The following is a 15,374-nucleotide window of genomic DNA, read 5'->3' on the forward strand; positions in this document are numbered from 1 at the left end:
ACTGTTTCCAACTCCCCCTATGGCGTGGGTGATTGCTGCGTGCGGGCGCGGAGCGGTACGGCGGTGGGCGCGGGTCAGGACGGACGCCAGGCGTCCGCCAGGTCGCCCCAGAGGTAGGCGGCGGTCTCGACGCCCTTCATGAGCAGGTCGAGTTCGACCTTCTCGTTCGGGGCGTGCCAGCCGTCGGAGGGCACCGAGATACCCAGGAAGAGGACCGGGACGCCGAGGACGTCCTGGAGGTCGGCCGCCGGACCCGAACCGCCCTCGCGGGTGTAGCGGATCTCCGTCTCGAAGGCCCGACCCATGGCGCGGGTCACGGACTGCAGCGCCGGGTGGTCGAGCGGGGTGAGGCAGGGGCGGGTGGCGCCCCAGAAGGTGATCTCGTGCCGGATGCCGGCCGGCAGCCGGTCGGCGACCCAGGCCCGGACCGTCTGCTGGACGGCCTCGGCGTCCTGGCCGGCGACCAGGCGGAAGGAGAGCTTCAGCTGGGCGGCGGCCGGCACGATGGTCTTGCCGCCGGGGCCTTGGTAGCCGCCGCCGATGCCGTTGACCTCGGCGGTCGGGCGGGCCCAGATGCGCTCCAGCGTGGTGGTGCCGCGCTCGCCGAGGGTGGCGTGCGAGTGCGCGGTCGCCAGCCAGCGCTCCTCGTCGAAGGGCAGCTCGGCGAAGAGCTCCCGCTCGCGGTCGGTGAGTTCGACCACCCCGTCGTAGAAGCCGGGGATCGCGACCCGACGGTCGGCGTCGTGCAGCGCGGCGGCGAGCCGGGCCGCCTCGGTGGCCGGGTTGGGCACCGCGCCGCCGAACGAGCCGGAGTGGATGTCCTGGTCGGGGCCGTACAGATCGATCTGACAGTCCGTCAGTCCGCGCATGCCGGTGCAGACCGTGGGGGTGTCCTCGGCCCACATGCCGGTGTCGGAGACGATCACCGCGTCGCAGGCCAGGCGGTCGGCGCGGGCGGTGATCAGGGCCGGGAAGTTCGGGGAGCCGGACTCCTCCTCACCCTCGACGAGCAGCTTGAGGTTGACGGCCGGGGCCGTCCGGCCGGTCGCGGCGAGGTGGGCCCGGACGCCCAGGGTGTGGAAGAAGACCTGGCCCTTGTCGTCGGCGGCGCCGCGCGCGTAGAGGCGGCCGTCGACGGTCACCGGCTCGAAGGGGTCGGTGTGCCACCCGTCCTCCCGGGCGGCCGGCTGGACGTCGTGGTGGCCGTAGACGAGCACCGTCGGGGCGGTCGGGTCCCCGGAGGGCCACTCGGCGAACACCGCGGGCAGTCCCTCGGTCTCCCACACCTCGGTCACCGGGAAGCCGGTCTGCGCGAGCTTGGCGGCGAGCCAGTCGGCGCTGCGGCGCACGTCCGCGGTGCGGTCCGGGTCGGCGGAGACGGAGGGGATGCGCAGCCACTGCGCGAGGTCGTCGAGGAAGGCGGCGCGGTGGTCGGCGAGGTACGCGCGGACGGCGTTGTCCGGGGTGGTGCTCATACGCCCGAGCCTATCGGCCTTCCGGGGGATACCGGCCGGGGGTCTCGCCCCGCAGGATCCGTTCGAGCCCGGCGCGGCCCGGCAGGCGGGCGGGCCGGACCACTTCCCCGGTGCGGACGAAGAGGAACGCGGCGTCGACCGCGGCGGGGTCCAGGCCGTACCGCTCGGCCCAGGCCAGGCGGTAGACGGCCAACTGGAGCGGGTCCGCGCCGACCCCGCCCGCGGACAGCTGCCGGCCGGTCTTCCAGTCGATGATCTCGAAGCGGTCGCCGTCGGGGCCGTGCTCCTTGTAGACCGCGTCGATCCGGCCGCGGATCACCCGCCCGGCGAGCGTCATGCGGAACGGGACCTCCACCCGGAACGGGGTCCGGTGTGCGTACGGGGTCCGCGCGAACGCCTCCTTCAGGACCGCCAGGTCCTGTTCGTCGGCGATCTCCGCGGCCTCGCCGGGCTCGGCACCGGGCAGCTCCTCCGGGCCGAGCAACGGCAGCGGCAGCTCCTCGAACCGGGACTGGACCCAGGCGTGGAAGCGGGTGCCGCGGCGGGCCGCGGGCTGCGGGCGGCGCGGCATCGGACGCGCCAGCTCGCGGGCGAAGCCGTCCGGGTCGGCGGCGACCTGGAGCAGTTCGGTGGCGGTCAGGGAGGCCGGCAGCGGGACGTCGCGGACCCGGGCCCGGGAACTGCGCAGCTCGGCGGTGAGCGCGCCCAGGTCGCGGTCCCAGGACGCCACGGTGCGGCGCTCCTCGGGAAGCAGCGGCACGCGCTGCTCGCCCGCGGGGGCGGGCACGGCCGGCCCGGGGCCCCCGGTGAGGGCGGTCGGATCGGGCTCGGCGGAGCGCTGGGCGATCAGGCGGGGGCGCGGGGCCGGGGACGCGGGGTCGGACCCGTCCGTGGGGGCGTCGGCGAACGCGTCGTCGCGGGCGCCGTCGAAGGCCGCGTCGAACGCCGCGGCGGACACCACGTCGGAGGGGCCGCCGTCGTACGGGTCCTCGTCGTAGGGGTCCCCTCTCACGTCGCCGTAGGGCTCCGCCATGGCGTCGTCGTACGGGGGGTCCTCGTGGGGCGGGAACGGCGGCGCGTCCTCGTAGGCGGGCGGGTACTCCTCGTCGTCCGGTGGGGGCGGCCACTCCGGGTCGTACGCGGGGGGTGCGGGGGCGGGGGGCTGGGCGGCCCGGGCGGCGAGGTGGTCGCGGACCGTGGCGGCGGCCCGGCGGCGGCGGGCCAGGGCCGCGGGGTCCAGCGGCAGCGGCCAGGGCTGGTCGGCGGCGGCCTCGGCGAGCGCGGGGTTCTCGGCGCCCTCCTCGGGCGGGTCGGCCCACGCCTCGATCTCGCCGTGGCCGGCCTCGCAGTGCTCGCGAAGGGCCGTCAGGAAGGCGGACGGGCCGCGGGGGCGCTTCTGGCTGGGGCCCCACCAGTGGCCGGAGCCGAGCAGCAGGGAGCGCGGGCGGGTGAAGGTGACGTAGCCCAGGCGGAGTTCCTCGGTCTCCTGGTGGTGCTTCATCGCCTCCTTGAAGTCCTTGACGCCGCGGGCGGTCCACTCCGCCACGTCGGGCAGCGTCACGGCGTCGCCGCGCAGGGCGTGCGGCAGGACCTTGGCGCGGCTGATCCAGGACTCCCGGGCCTGCTCGCTGGGGAACTGCTTGGCCACCAGGCCGGGCACCGCGACGACGTCCCACTCCAGGCCCTTGGACTTGTGGGCGGTGAGCACCTTGACGGTGTCCTCGCCGCCGGGGAGCGAGCTGTCCAGGCCCTTCTCGTACTGGACGGCGGTGCGCAGGAAGCCGAGGAAGGCGAGCAGGGTCGCCTCGCCGTCGAGGGCGGCGCCGCCCTCCTTGGCGGCGAACCCGGCGGCGACGTCCAAGAAGGTGCCCAGGGTCTCCCGGCGACGGGCGGCGAGGGCGTGCGGCGAGGCGGACAGCTCCACCTCCAGGCCGGTGACCGCGAGGATCCGGTGCAGCACGTCCATCAACGGGTCGGCGAGCGAGCGCCGCAGGTCGCGGAGTTCGGTCGCCAGGCGGGCGAAGCGGACCCTGGCCTCCGGGGAGAACGGCAGGCCGTCGTCGGCACCGCCGGACTCCAAGAAGGTGTCCAGCGCGTCGGCGAGCGAGATCGTCTCGGCCGGGTCGACGCCCTCCACCGCCGCGGCGAGGCGCCGCTGCGGGTCGTCGGGCGAACCACCGGACGCAAAGGTGTGGGCCAGGGCGCGGGCCCGGCGGCCGAGCAGGGCCAGGTCGCGGGCGCCGATCCGCCAGCGGGGGCCGACCAGCAGCCGGACCAGGGCGGCGTTGGCCGTCGGGTCCTGGAGGACCTCGCAGGTCGCGACCAGGTCGGCGATCTCGGGGAGGTGCAGCAGCCCGGACAGGCCGACGACCTCCACCGGAACGTTCCGGGCGACCAACTCGCCCTGGATGCCGGCGAAGTCGGCGGCGGTGCGGCACAGCACCGCGATCCCGCCCGGCGGGGTGCCGGTGCGGACCAGGTGGGCGAGGGAGTCGGCGAGCCAGGTGAGCTCCTCGCGGTGGGTCGGCAGCAGGGCGCAGCGGACCACGCCGTCCCGTTCCGCTCCGGGGGCCGGGCGGAGCGCCTCCACGCCGGCGTGCATCGCGCGCAGCGGGGCGGCCAGCCGGTTGGCGAGGTCCAGGAGGCGTCCGCCGCTGCGGCGGTTCTCGCTGAGGGCGAAGCGGCGGGCCGGGGTGCCGTCGGCGAACGGGAAGTGGGCGGGGAAGTCGTCGAGGTTGGCGACGGAGGCCCCGCGCCACCCGTAGATGGCCTGGCAGGGGTCGCCGACGGCGGTGACTGCGTGCCCAGTGGCGGCCCCGGTGGCGGCCCCGCCGCCGCCCCCGCCGCCGCCCCCGCCGCCGAAGAGGCCGGAGAGCAGCAGCCGCTGGGCGACGGAGGTGTCCTGGTACTCGTCGAGGAGGACGACCCGGAACTCGTCCCGCAGCAGCGCGCCGACCTCGGGGCGGGTGGTGGCCAAGGTGGCCGCGAGGGCGATCTGGTCGCCGAAGTCCAGCAGGTCGCGGCGGCGCTTCTCGCGGCGGTAGGCGCCGACCAGGTCGAGCAGCTCCAGCCGGCCGCGGACGGCCTCGGGGACCTTGCGCAGCTCGGCGTTGCTGAGCTTGGCGCCGTCCAGGACCGCGAGCAGCGCGGTGTCGTGGGCGTGCAGGGCGGCCGGGTCCACCAGGTGCTCGGCCAGCTCCCCGTCGAGCGCGAGCAGGTCCTCCACCAGGGTGGGCAGCGAGGTGGTGAGCGACGGGTAGGGGCCGGCGGCGGCGCGCAGGGTGCGGGCGGCGAGCTGGAAGCGGGTGGCGTCGGCGAGCAGGCGGGCGCTGGGCTCCAGGCCGATGCGCAGGCCGTGGTCCTTCAGCAGCTGGCCGGCGAAGGCGTGGTACGTGGAGATCCGCGGCTCCCCGGGGGGCGCCTCGGCGAACGGCGGCGCGCCGCCGCCGACCGGAGCGGGCGCGTCCGGGTCGGTGACGCCGGCCGCCGACAGGGCCGCGCGGACCCGCTCGGCGAGCTCCCCGGCCGCCTTGTTCGTGAACGTCAGCCCGAGGACCTGCTCGGGGGCGACCTGGCCGGTGCCGACCAGCCACACCACCCGGGCCGCCATCACCGTGGTCTTGCCCGAACCGGCGCCGGCCACGATGACCTGCGGGGCGGGCGGGGCCGTGATGCACGCCGTCTGCTCCGGGGTGAACGGGATGCCCAACAGCTCCTTGAGCTGCTCGGGGTCGGTGATGCGGGCTGACACATCGGACACCGTAACGGCCGCCACTGACATTCCCGTCATGGCCGGCGTCCGGGCAGGTCAGCGCGGTGCACGCGCCCCTTCGGGGGAACGGCGCGGGCCGGGCGGCCGGCTCACTGAACGATCTGCCGGCCCTCCGGCAGTGCGCTGCACGAGGCCCGGAACGCACAGTGCGTGCAGTGCGCACCGGTGGTGGGCGTGAAGCGCTCCTCCAGGACGCGGCCGGCGGCGGTGGCGAGCAGGTCGCCGACCCAGTCGCCGTCCAGCGGGGGCTGCGCCTGGACGGCCGGCAGCGCGTCGCCGCCCTCCTTGCGGGGCGCGCCCAACCGCAGGTGGACCAGTTCGGCGCCGCCCGGTTCCGGCCGGTCCCCGTCGACGGCGTCGTCGAGGGCGCCCTCGCGGACCGCGAGCTGGTAGACGGCGAGCTGCGGGTGGACGAGGACCTCGGGCCCGGTCGGCTTCTGCTTGCCGGTCTTGAAGTCGACGACGTAGGCGCGGCCCTGGGCGTCCGTCGACACGTGGTCCATGCTGCCGCGGATGCGGACCTCGTAGGCGCCGGCGGCGAGGGTGACGTCGAAGTCGTGCTCGGTGGCGACGGTGCGCCGGCCGAGCGTCTCGCGCTCCATGACGTGCCAGCGCAGGAAGCGCTCCAGGGCGGCGCGGGCGCTGTCCTTCTCCTGGCGGGACTTCCACGGGGCGTCGAAGGCCAGCGCGTCCCACACCGAGTCCAGCCGCGCCATCAGGACGGACAGGTCGGCCGGGGTGCGGCCGGAGGCGACCTCGTCGGCGAGGACGTGGACGACGTTGCCGAAGCCCTGGGCGGCGGTGGCAGGGGCGTCGGCCTTCACCTCGCGTCCCAGGAACCACTGGAGGGCGCAGGTGTTCGCCAGTTGGTCGAGGGCGCTGCCGGAGAGCACCACCGGCCGGTCGCGGTCGCGCAGCGGGACGGCGTTGTCGGTCGGGTCGTGCAGGCCCCACCAGCTGTCCGGGTGCGCGGCCGGCACCAGGGGGTACCCGTCGTCGTCGCGCAGCGCGGCCAACTCGGCCAGCCGCTCGGCGGCGGCCTCGCGCAGCGCCGGACCGGCCTCCGGGTCGACGGTGGTGGCGCGCAGCTCCGCGACGAGGGCGGCCACCGTCAGGGGACGGCGGGGCCGGCCGGTGACGTCCTGGGGGGTGACGCCCAGTTCGGTGAGGAACCGCGACGGCTGGTCACCGTCGTCGGCGGCCGCCTTCACGGCGGTGACCACCAGGCGTTCCCGGGCCCGGGTCGCCGCCACGTAGAACAGCCGGCGCTCCTCGGCGAGCAGGGCGCCCGGCGTGAGCGGTTCGGCCAGGCCGTCCCGACCGATCCGGTCCGCCTCCAGGAGCGAACCGCGCCGCCGCAGGTCGGGCCAGAGTCCCTCCTGGACCCCGGCGACCACCACGAAGCGCCACTCCAGCCCCTTGGCGCGGTGCGCGGTCATCAGGCGGACCGCGTCGGGGCGGACCGTGCGGCGGGTGAGGGTGTCGGCGGCGATGTCCTGGGCGTCCAGCTCCTCCAGGAAGTTGCGGGCGCCGCGGCCGCCGGTGCGCTCCTCGGCGCGGGCCGCGGTCTCGAACAGCGCGACCACCGCGTCCAGGTCGCGGTCGGCGTTGCGGCCGGCGGCGCCGCCGCGTCGGGCGGCCCGCTCCAGCCGCCCCGGCCAGGGGGTGCCGTCCCACAGTTCCCACAGCGCCTGCTCGGCCGTCCCGCCGCCGGCGAGGAGTTCGCGGGCCTTGCGCAGCAGCAGGCCGAGTCGCTGGGCCCCGCGGGCGTAGCCGGGGTCGTGCGCCACCAGCCGCTCGGGCTCGGCCAGCGCGCGGGCGATCAGCTCGTCGGAGGGCGGCGGCACCGGCTGGCCGGCCGCCCGTTCCTCCTCGCGCAGCGCCCGGCCCAGCCGCCGCAGGTCGGCGGCGTCCATGCCGCCCAGGGGGGAGGTGAGCAGGTCCATGGCGGTCTCGGCGTCGATCCGCGGGGCGGTGGTGCGGTCCGGGACGTCGGTCGGGGCGAGCGGCTCGGCCCCCTCCGCCGCGCTCCCGTCGGACAGTTCCACAGCGTCCGCGGCGTCATCTGCCGCCTCGCCATCAGCGGCGGTGTCGCCGCGCGCGGTCCCGCCGGCGGCGCGCCCGACGGGGGCCCCCGCAACCACCCGCAGCGCGGTCAGCAGCGGGCCGACCGCCGGTTCGTGGCGCAGCGGCAGGTCGTCGCCGTCGATGTCGAGCGGGACCCCGGCGGAGGTGAGCGCCCGGCGCAGGGTGGGGATCGAACGCCCCCCGGCGCGCACCAACACGGCCATCTCGCGCCAGGGCACCCCCTCCTCCAGGTGGGCCCGGCGGAGCAGGTCCGCGATGTTGTCCAGCTCGGCGCCGGGCGTCGGGTAGGTGTACACCGCGACCCGACCGCCGTCCCGTACGGGCGTCGGCTCGCGGTGGGCGCGGACGGCGGCGGACGGGAGGCGGGTGAGCGGCATCCGGCGGGTGATCAGCCGGGTGGCCGCCAACAGAGCGGCGCCGGAGCGGCGGGAGACGCGCAGGACGGCCACCGGGGCCGGCTCCCCGTCGGCCCGCCGGAAGGTCTCCGGGAAGTCGAGGATGCCGTTGACGTCGGCGCCCCGGAACGCGTAGATCGACTGGTCGGGGTCGCCGAAGGCGAGCAGCGTGCGGCCCGGGGAGCCGGCCGCGGCCGGCGCGCCCCGGTGGCCGGCGAGCGCGCGCAGCAGCCGCACCTGCGCGACGTCGGTGTCCTGGTACTCGTCGACGTAGACCGCGTCGTAGGCGCCGGCCAGACGGGCCGCGGCCGCCGGGCCCTCGGCGAGCAGCACCGCGCGGTGCACCAGCTCCGCGTAGTCGAGCACCCCCTGGGCGTCCAGGACGTCGAGGTACTCGGCGAGGAAGGCGGCCGCGGCCTGCCAGTCGGGGCGGCCGGTGCGGCGGGCGAAGGCGCCCAGCGCGTCCGGGCCCAGGCCCAGCTCCCGGCTTCGGGCCAGCACCGCGCGGACCTCGTCGGCGAAGCCGCGGGTGGTCAGGCAGGCCCGCAGCTCGTCCGGCCAGCCCGCCCGGGCGCGGCCGGCGCCGGCCAGCTCCGCCTGCCCCTCTAGGAGCTCGCGGACGACCAGGTCCTGCTCGGGGCCGGACAGCAGCCGCAACGGGTCGGCGAAGAGGTCCGCGTCCTGGTGGGCGCGGACCAGGGCGTAACAGAAGGAGTGGAAGGTGGTGGCCTGGGGGACGCCCGTCCGGCGCCCGCCGGGCCCCTCCGGGAGCCCGTCCGCGTCGGCCAGGCGGGCCGCCAGCCGGTCGCGGAGGGCCACCGCGGCCTTCCGGCTGAAGGTGAGGACGAGGATCCGCTCGGGGTCGCCCCCCTCCCGGATGCGGCGCACCACGGATTCCACCAGGGTCGTGGTCTTGCCCGTCCCCGGGCCGGCGAGGACCAGCAGCGGGCCGTCACGGTGCGCCACCACCGCGCGCTGGGCGGCGTCCAGGTCGGGGGGCGCGGTCCGCTCCGGCGGGGTGCGCACCAGCCGGTACGCGCCGGGGGCGCCGCGCCGCGCCGCCTCGCGGGGCTGCACCGGCACGGCCGGAAGGGAGGAACTCACGTGGATCGCCGGTCCTGGGAGGGAGGTGCTGGTCGTGGTGCGGACGGTGCCGGACGGCATTGCCGGGCGTCCCGGCCGTCGGGACGCCCGCGGTGGACCGCGGCCGGGACGGCAGTCTTCGACCGTACCGGGTCGGGGCGCCGACCGGGCCGGGAGCGGACCCCGGACGCCGCCGGCGGGGAGCCGTGCGGCCGGGTCGGCCGTCGGCGCGACCACCACCGTCCGGGCGCCCGGCGGCGGGGGCGCCGGTGCGCTACGCCCCGTCGCCGCCGTCCCACCGGGCCCGCCGCATGTCGATCCGCGGGACGTGCCCCTCGGCCGCGGCCGGGGCGCCCTTCAGGGGCGTGCCCTCGTCCCGGTAGTGGGCCAGGGCGCGCAGTTCGCTCCCGGGCAGCAGCACGCCGTCCGCGCGCACCACCCGCCACCACGGCACCGCGCCGCCGTAGAGGGCCATCACCCGCCCCACCTGCCGGGGGCCGCCCGGCGCCGGCCCCTGCGGATGCTCCTCGTCCTTGAGCCACTCCGCGACGTCGCCGTACGTCATGACCCTGCCGGGCGGGATCAGCTCGGCGACGCCGAGGACCCGCTCCGCGTAGTCGGGCAGCTCGACCGCGGTGTCCGGTGCGTCGTCCGGCGCGGTCCGGTCACCGGCGACGCCGGCGCTGTGCGTGTCTCCGGTCCCCTTCATTCGGTCCATCCTGCCGCACAGCACCGACAATGGGCTTGGACGCCCGATCCGCACCGGCCGGGGCGGCGCGGAGGGCGGCCGCCGCCCGATGCGGTGGCTACGGTTTCACTTCCCGTGGCCCCCAAATGCACCCTGATGCCTCCCCGGACCGGACGGCCGTGCCACCATCTTCCGGACGGTGACTGGTGATACGAGATCAAGAAGAGACGGCCGAGCAGCAGGGTGCGGCGCCTCCGCGGGAGGCGGGCGCCCCTGACGTGCTGGTCACCGGCACCGCCCCGGAACCGACCGCGGGGACCGCGCAGCCGCACGGGCCGCGGGCGGCGGGGAAGGGGAAGCAGCGACGGAAGCCGAGCACGGCTCCCGCTACCGAAAAGGCGAGCACGATCGAGAAGGCCGAACGACCCGAGGCGTCCGCGAGGCCGGACCGGCCCACGGCGCCCGAGCCACCCGAGCGGCACGAGCCCGTCCGGCAGACGAAGGGGGACGACCACGGCGACCAGCCGCCGGACGAACGGCTGGAGCACCACAAGGCCGCCGACGACGCGCCCCGCACGGGCCCGCACCGCTGTGAGGACGGGCTCCAGGACACCGGCGAGTTCCACGTCGACCGGCTGGCGGTGGACGAACCGCTGCTGCCGGCGCGCGTGCACCGCCCCGCCGACCTGCTGCGGCTGCTGCTCGGCGTCGCCGGGATCGCGCTGGTGCTGGCGCTGGCGACCTTCGCGCACGGCACCACCCAGGGCCTGAAGAACGACATCGGGCAGGGCGCCGGGGCGGCCCCGCCGCTGCTGATCAACCTCGCCGGACTGGCGTCCAGCGTCCTGGTGCTGATCGTGCCGGTGGCGTTCGCCGTGGAGCGCCTGATCAAGCGGGACGGGCTGCGGATCGCGGACGGCGTGCTGGCGGCCGTCCTGGCGCACGGGGTGTCGCTCGCCACCGACCTGTGGGTGGCCGAGGCCGCGCCCGCCTCGATCCGCAGCGCGCTCACCCAGCCGCTGGCCAACGGGGCGCTCTCCGCACCGGTGCACAGCTACCTGGCGCCGGTCATCGCGTACATGACGGCGGTGGGGATGTCCCGGCGCCCCCGTTGGCGGGTGGCGATGTGGTGCGTCCTGTTGCTGGACGCCTTCGCGGTGCTGATCGGGCGGTACACCACTCCGTTCGCGATCGTGGTGACCGTGCTGATCGGCTGGACCGTCGCCTTCGGCACCCTCTACGCGGTCGGCTCGCCCAACGTCCGCCCCACCGGCCAGAACCTCCTCGCGGGGCTGCGCCGGGTCGGCTTCCGGCCGGTCAGCGCGATGCGCGCGGAGGACGCCGGCAGCCCGGAGCACACCGACCGGGGCCGCCGCTACCTCGTCACCCTGGAGGACGGGCCGCCGATCGACGTCACCGTCGTCGACCGCGAGCAGCAGGCGCAGGGCTTCTTCTACCGGGTGTGGCGCCGGCTGTCGCTGCGCGGGATCAACCAGCGCCGCAGCCTCCAGTCGCTGCGCCAGGCCCTGGAGCAGGAGGCGCTGCTGTCGTACGCGGCGATCGCCGCCGGGGCCAACGCGCCCAAGCTGATCGCCACCTCCGAGCTGGGCCCGGACGCCGTGATGCTGGTCTACGAGCACATCGGCGGCCGCACCTTCGACGCGCTCGCCGACGAGGAGATCACCGACGCGCTGATGCACAGCGCCTGGCGCCAGGTGGCCGCGCTGCAGTCGCGGCGGATCGCGCACCGGCGGCTGGTCGGGGAGGCGCTGCTGGTGGATCGCTCCGGCAACATCGTGCTGACCGACCTGCGGGGCGGCGAGATCGCCGCCGGCGACGTGGTGCTGCGGATGGACATCGCGCAGCTGCTGGCCACCTGTGGACTGCGGGTCGGCGCCGAACGGGCGGTCGCCGCGGCCGTCGAGGTGCTCGGGCCGGACGCGGTGGCCGACAGCCTGCCGCTGCTCCAGCCGATCGCGCTCAGCCGCACCACCCGGGCCACCCTGCGCCAGCTGGCGCGGGACCGGGCCAAGCGGGAGCGGGAGGCGGTGCTCGCCGCGTCACAGGCCGCCAAGGAGGCGCGGGAGGCCCGGGAGGCCAACGGCCCCCAGGACCGCAAGGCGCTGCGGGCGGTGCGCAACGCCGAGAAGAGCGCCGAGAAGCGGGCCCTGGAGGAGGCGTCGGAAGAGGCCCTGGAGGAGGACCTGCTCGCCCAGATCCGCCGGCAGGTGCTGCTGATCCGGCCGAGCGCGGTGATCGAGCCGGCGAAGCTGGAACGGCTCAGCCCGCGCATCCTGATGAGCTGGATCGCCGGAGCCTTCGCCGCGTACGTGCTGCTGTCGCAGCTCACCAACTTCAACCTCGGCGACGTGATCAACCAGGCCCGGTGGGTGTGGGTGCTGGTGGCGGCGTTCTTCTCCGCGCTGACGTACGTCGCGGCGGCGATGAGCCTGCTGGGCTTCGTCACCGAGAAGGTCTCGTTCCTGCGGACGTTGCTCGCGCAGGTCGCGGGCGACTTCGTGAAGCTGGTGGCGCCCACCGCGATCGGCGGGGTGGCGCTGAACACCCGGTTCCTCCAAAGGGCCGGGGTGCGTCCGGGGCTGGCGGTGGCGAGCGTCGGCGCGTCCCAGCTCTTCGGGCTGGGCAGCCACGTCGTGCTGCTGCTGGCGTTCGGCTACCTGACGGGCACCGAGCACGCCCCGCAGATCTCGCCGTCCCGGACCGTCATCGCCGGTCTGCTGACGGTGGCCGTGCTGATCCTGGTCGTCACGGCGGTGCCGGTGCTGCGGAAGTTCGTGGTGACCCGGCTGCGGTCGCTGTTCGCCGGGGTGGTGCCGCGGATGCTGGACATCCTCCAGCGGCCGCGGAAGCTGGTCACCGGCATCGGCGGGATGCTGCTGCTGACGGTCGCGAACGTGATGTGCCTGGACGCCTCGATCCGGGCGTTCGGCGGCGGCGACCAGATCAGCTACGCCGGCATCGCGGTGGCTTTCCTGGCGGGCAACGCGCTGGGTTCGGCGGCGCCGACCCCGGGCGGGGTGGGTGCCGTGGAGGCCGCGCTGATGGGTGCGCTGACCATCGGCGGGCTGCCGGCCGAGACGGCGCTCCCGGCGGTGCTGCTGTTCCGGCTGATGGTCTTCTGGCTGCCGGTGCTGCCGGGCTGGATGGCCTTCAGCTTCCTGAGCCGCAAGGGCGAGATCTAGGACGCCCCGGGGCCCGACCGGCCGGCCGCCGCACCGGTTGAGCCGGCCGGCCACAAAGCCACGACGGCGCCGGTCCGTATTGCACGGACCGGCGCCGTCACGCGTCACGGGGCGCGGCGCCCCGCTCGCGGAGCCGCTCAGTAGATGGGCTTCTCCGGCTCGACGGTGTTGACCCAGCCGATGACGCCGCCGCCGACGTGCACCGCGTCGGCGAAGCCGGCGGACTTCAGGACCGCCAGGACCTCGGCGGAGCGGACGCCGGTCTTGCAGTGCAGGACGATCTTCTTGTCCTGCGGGAGGTCCTGGAGGGCGGTGCCCATCAGGAACTCGTTCTTCGGGATCAGTCGGGCGCCGGGGATCGAGACGATCTCGAACTCGTTGGGCTCCCGGACGTCGATGATGTCGATCTTCTCGTCGTTGTCGATCCACTCCTTGAGCTGCCGCGGAGTGATCGTCGAACCGGCCGCCGCCGCCTGGGCCTCCTCGGAGACCACACCGCAGAACGCCTCGTAGTCGATCAGTTCGGTGACGGTCGGGTTCTCGCCGCAGACCGCGCAGTCGGGGTCCTTGCGGACCTTGACCTGGCGGTACGTCATCTCCAGCGCGTCGTAGATCATCAGGCGGCCGACCAGCGGGTCGCCGATGCCGGCGAGCAGCTTGATGGCCTCGTTGACCTGGATCGACCCGATGGAGGCGCAGAGCACGCCGAGCACGCCGCCCTCGGCGCAGGAGGGCACCATGCCGGGCGGCGGGGGCTCCGGGTACAGGCAGCGGTAGCACGGACCGTGCTCGCTCCAGAACACCGACGCCTGGCCGTCGAAGCGGTAGATGGAACCCCAGACGTACGGCTTGTTCAGCAGCACGCAGGCGTCGTTGACGAGGTAACGGGTGGCGAAGTTGTCCGTGCCGTCGACGATCAGGTCGTACTGCGCGAAGAGCTCCATGACGTTGGTGGAGTCGAGGCGCTCTTCGTGGAGGTTGACCGTGACGTACGGGTTGATGCCGAGCACCGTGTCCTTGGCGGAGGCGGCCTTGGACCGGCCGATGTCCGCCTGGCTGTGGATGATCTGGCGCTGCAGGTTCGACTCGTCGACCTCGTCGAACTCCACGATGCCCAGGGTGCCGACGCCGGCCGCGGCCAGGTACATCAGCGCGGGCGAACCCAGGCCGCCGGCGCCGACGCACAGCACCTTGGCGTTCTTCAGCCGCTTCTGCCCGTCCATCCCGACATCGGGGATGATCAGGTGGCGGGAGTACCTGCGGACCTCGTCGACGGTGAGCTCCGGAGCGGGCTCGACCAGGGGTGGCAGCGACACGGGGACTCCGTTGGTCGGTCTCGATGGGGTTCCCCCGCCCCGGTCGGAACCGGGAACGGTGGAGGTGGTGCTCCCCGTAACACTGCCACGCCCCTCTTCATTCCGAGACACCCGGTCCGATGTGCGAGACACATCCGTCCCAGTGGTCGGGCAGCGACTCCCCGGCGTCACCGAGGGCCGCCGCCACCTCGCCGGCCTGCGCGCCGGACGGCCGCCGTCCCTGGCCGGCGCGGTACGAGGGCGGGCGCCCCGCCCTCGTAGCCTCCGCCGGCCAGTCGTCTCACTGGGCGGACGACCGTCTCGCGGATCGGTGCGCGGCGGTGCCGCGCCCGTCCGGCGGCTCAGATGCGGCAGGCCGCCTCCATCCAGATGTCGGCGAGGGACTCCTCCAGGCCGATCCGCGGGCGCCAGCCGAGCCGGTCGCGGGCGGTGCGCACGTCGGCCTGCTGCCAGGTGCCGCAGCCGTCCGGGTACGGGTAGGCGGTGGGGGGCGCGCCGACCGCGTGCCCTTCGGAGGCCGGCGCCGGGATCACCAACCGGGCCGGCGGGGAGTCGAGTTCGTGCAGCGAGCCGCCGAACCCGGCGACCCGGGCGAGCACCGAGGCGGCCTCCCGCAGCCGCACCGCCCGCCCGGTCCCGATGTTGACCACGCCCTGCGCGGCGGAGAGCGAGGCGGCGTGCACCGCCCGGGCCACGTCCCGGACGTCGACGAAGTCCCGCTGCACCCCCAGCCCGCCCAGCTTCAGCTCGTTGTCCCCGGACTGCATCGCGCGCCGCATCGCCTCGGCGAGCCGGCCCAACGGCGAGCCGGCCGGGGTGCCCGGGCCCACCGGCGAGAACACCCGCAGCACCACGGCGTCCAACCCGGAGCCCAGCACCAGCTCGGTGGCGGCCAGCTTGCTGACCCCGTACGGGCCGCCGGGGCGCGGCACGGCGTCCTCGGCGGTGGACGAGCCGGGCTGCGAGGGCCCGTACTCGGAGGCGCAGCCCAGGTGGACCAGGCGGGCGCCGCAGCCGCTGCGGCGCAGCGACTCGCAGATGGTGGCCACCGCGACGGTGTTGTGCCGGGTCAGCTCCCGGGCGCCGCCGCGGGTGGTGCCGGCGCAGTTGACGACCACGCCGGGGTGGACCGCGTCGAGGAAGCGGGTGAGCGCCCCCGGGCTGCCGGTGGCGAGGTCGAAGCGGACGTCGGCGTCGTCCCCCCGGCCGAGGGCGGTGAGCTGGACGGCGGGGTCGGCGAGCAGGCGGTCGGCGACGTAGCGGCCGAGGTACCCGTTGGCGCCGATGAGCAGCACCCTCATCGTGCGGCCCCCCTGCGCGCGTGCCGTGTGGTCGGGTGGACGTTCATGTGACG

7 protein-coding genes are annotated in these 15,374 nt (G+C 75.6%); 1 reads left to right on the top strand and 6 read right to left on the bottom strand.

Going from position 1 to position 15,374, the window contains the following annotated elements; genetic code table 11:
- Window positions 1-74 precede the first annotated feature (74 nt).
- The 4 genes from ABD385_RS14025 to ABD385_RS14040 form a co-directional block, all read right to left on the bottom strand.
- Window positions 75-1,475 (bottom strand): dipeptidase, encoded by a 1,401-nt coding sequence (locus ABD385_RS14025; protein WP_344575516.1) that lies wholly within the window; start codon window positions 1,473-1,475, stop codon window positions 75-77.
- Between the two features lie 10 nt (window positions 1,476-1,485).
- Complete coding sequence (locus tag ABD385_RS14030; protein ID WP_344575517.1) at window positions 1,486-5,226, bottom strand: ATP-dependent helicase; 3,741 nt, start codon at window positions 5,224-5,226, stop codon at window positions 1,486-1,488.
- A 110-nt stretch (window positions 5,227-5,336) separates the two neighbouring features.
- Entirely contained in the window at window positions 5,337-8,834 is a 3,498-nt protein-coding gene (locus ABD385_RS14035; protein ID WP_344575518.1) for an ATP-dependent helicase, read from the bottom strand.
- 253 nt (window positions 8,835-9,087) lie between these two features.
- Entirely contained in the window at window positions 9,088-9,522 is a 435-nt protein-coding gene (locus ABD385_RS14040; RefSeq protein ID WP_344575519.1) for an MGMT family protein, read from the bottom strand.
- A gap of 185 nt (window positions 9,523-9,707) precedes the next feature.
- Between ABD385_RS14040 and ABD385_RS14045 the strand changes: the two genes are divergently transcribed.
- Entirely contained in the window at window positions 9,708-12,704 is a 2,997-nt protein-coding gene (locus tag ABD385_RS14045; protein ID WP_344575520.1) for a lysylphosphatidylglycerol synthase domain-containing protein, read from the top strand.
- 137 nt (window positions 12,705-12,841) lie between these two features.
- On the opposite strand, the gene moeZ is transcribed toward ABD385_RS14045, so the two are convergent.
- Both moeZ and ABD385_RS14055 read right to left on the bottom strand, forming a co-directional pair.
- Window positions 12,842-14,020, bottom strand: coding sequence for an adenylyltransferase/sulfurtransferase MoeZ (moeZ, locus tag ABD385_RS14050; RefSeq protein WP_344575521.1), 1,179 nt, complete (start codon window positions 14,018-14,020; stop codon window positions 12,842-12,844).
- Between the two features lie 341 nt (window positions 14,021-14,361).
- Entirely contained in the window at window positions 14,362-15,321 is a 960-nt protein-coding gene (locus tag ABD385_RS14055; RefSeq protein ID WP_344575522.1) for an NAD-dependent epimerase/dehydratase family protein, read from the bottom strand.
- Window positions 15,322-15,374: the final 53 nt, after the last annotated feature.

It is taken from the genome of Streptomyces lunalinharesii, assembly GCF_039532155.1.
Lineage (GTDB): Bacteria > Actinomycetota > Actinomycetes > Streptomycetales > Streptomycetaceae > Streptomyces > Streptomyces lunalinharesii.

Coding starts and splice junctions, on each gene's coding strand:
- ABD385_RS14025 (WP_344575516.1), bottom strand. CDS start 1,475: ATGAGCACCACCCCGGACAACGCCGTCCGCGCGTACCTCGCCGACCAC.
- ABD385_RS14040 (WP_344575519.1), bottom strand. CDS start 9,522: ATGAAGGGGACCGGAGACACGCACAGCGCCGGCGTCGCCGGTGACCGG.
- ABD385_RS14055 (WP_344575522.1), bottom strand. CDS start 15,321: ATGAGGGTGCTGCTCATCGGCGCCAACGGGTACCTCGGCCGCTACGTC.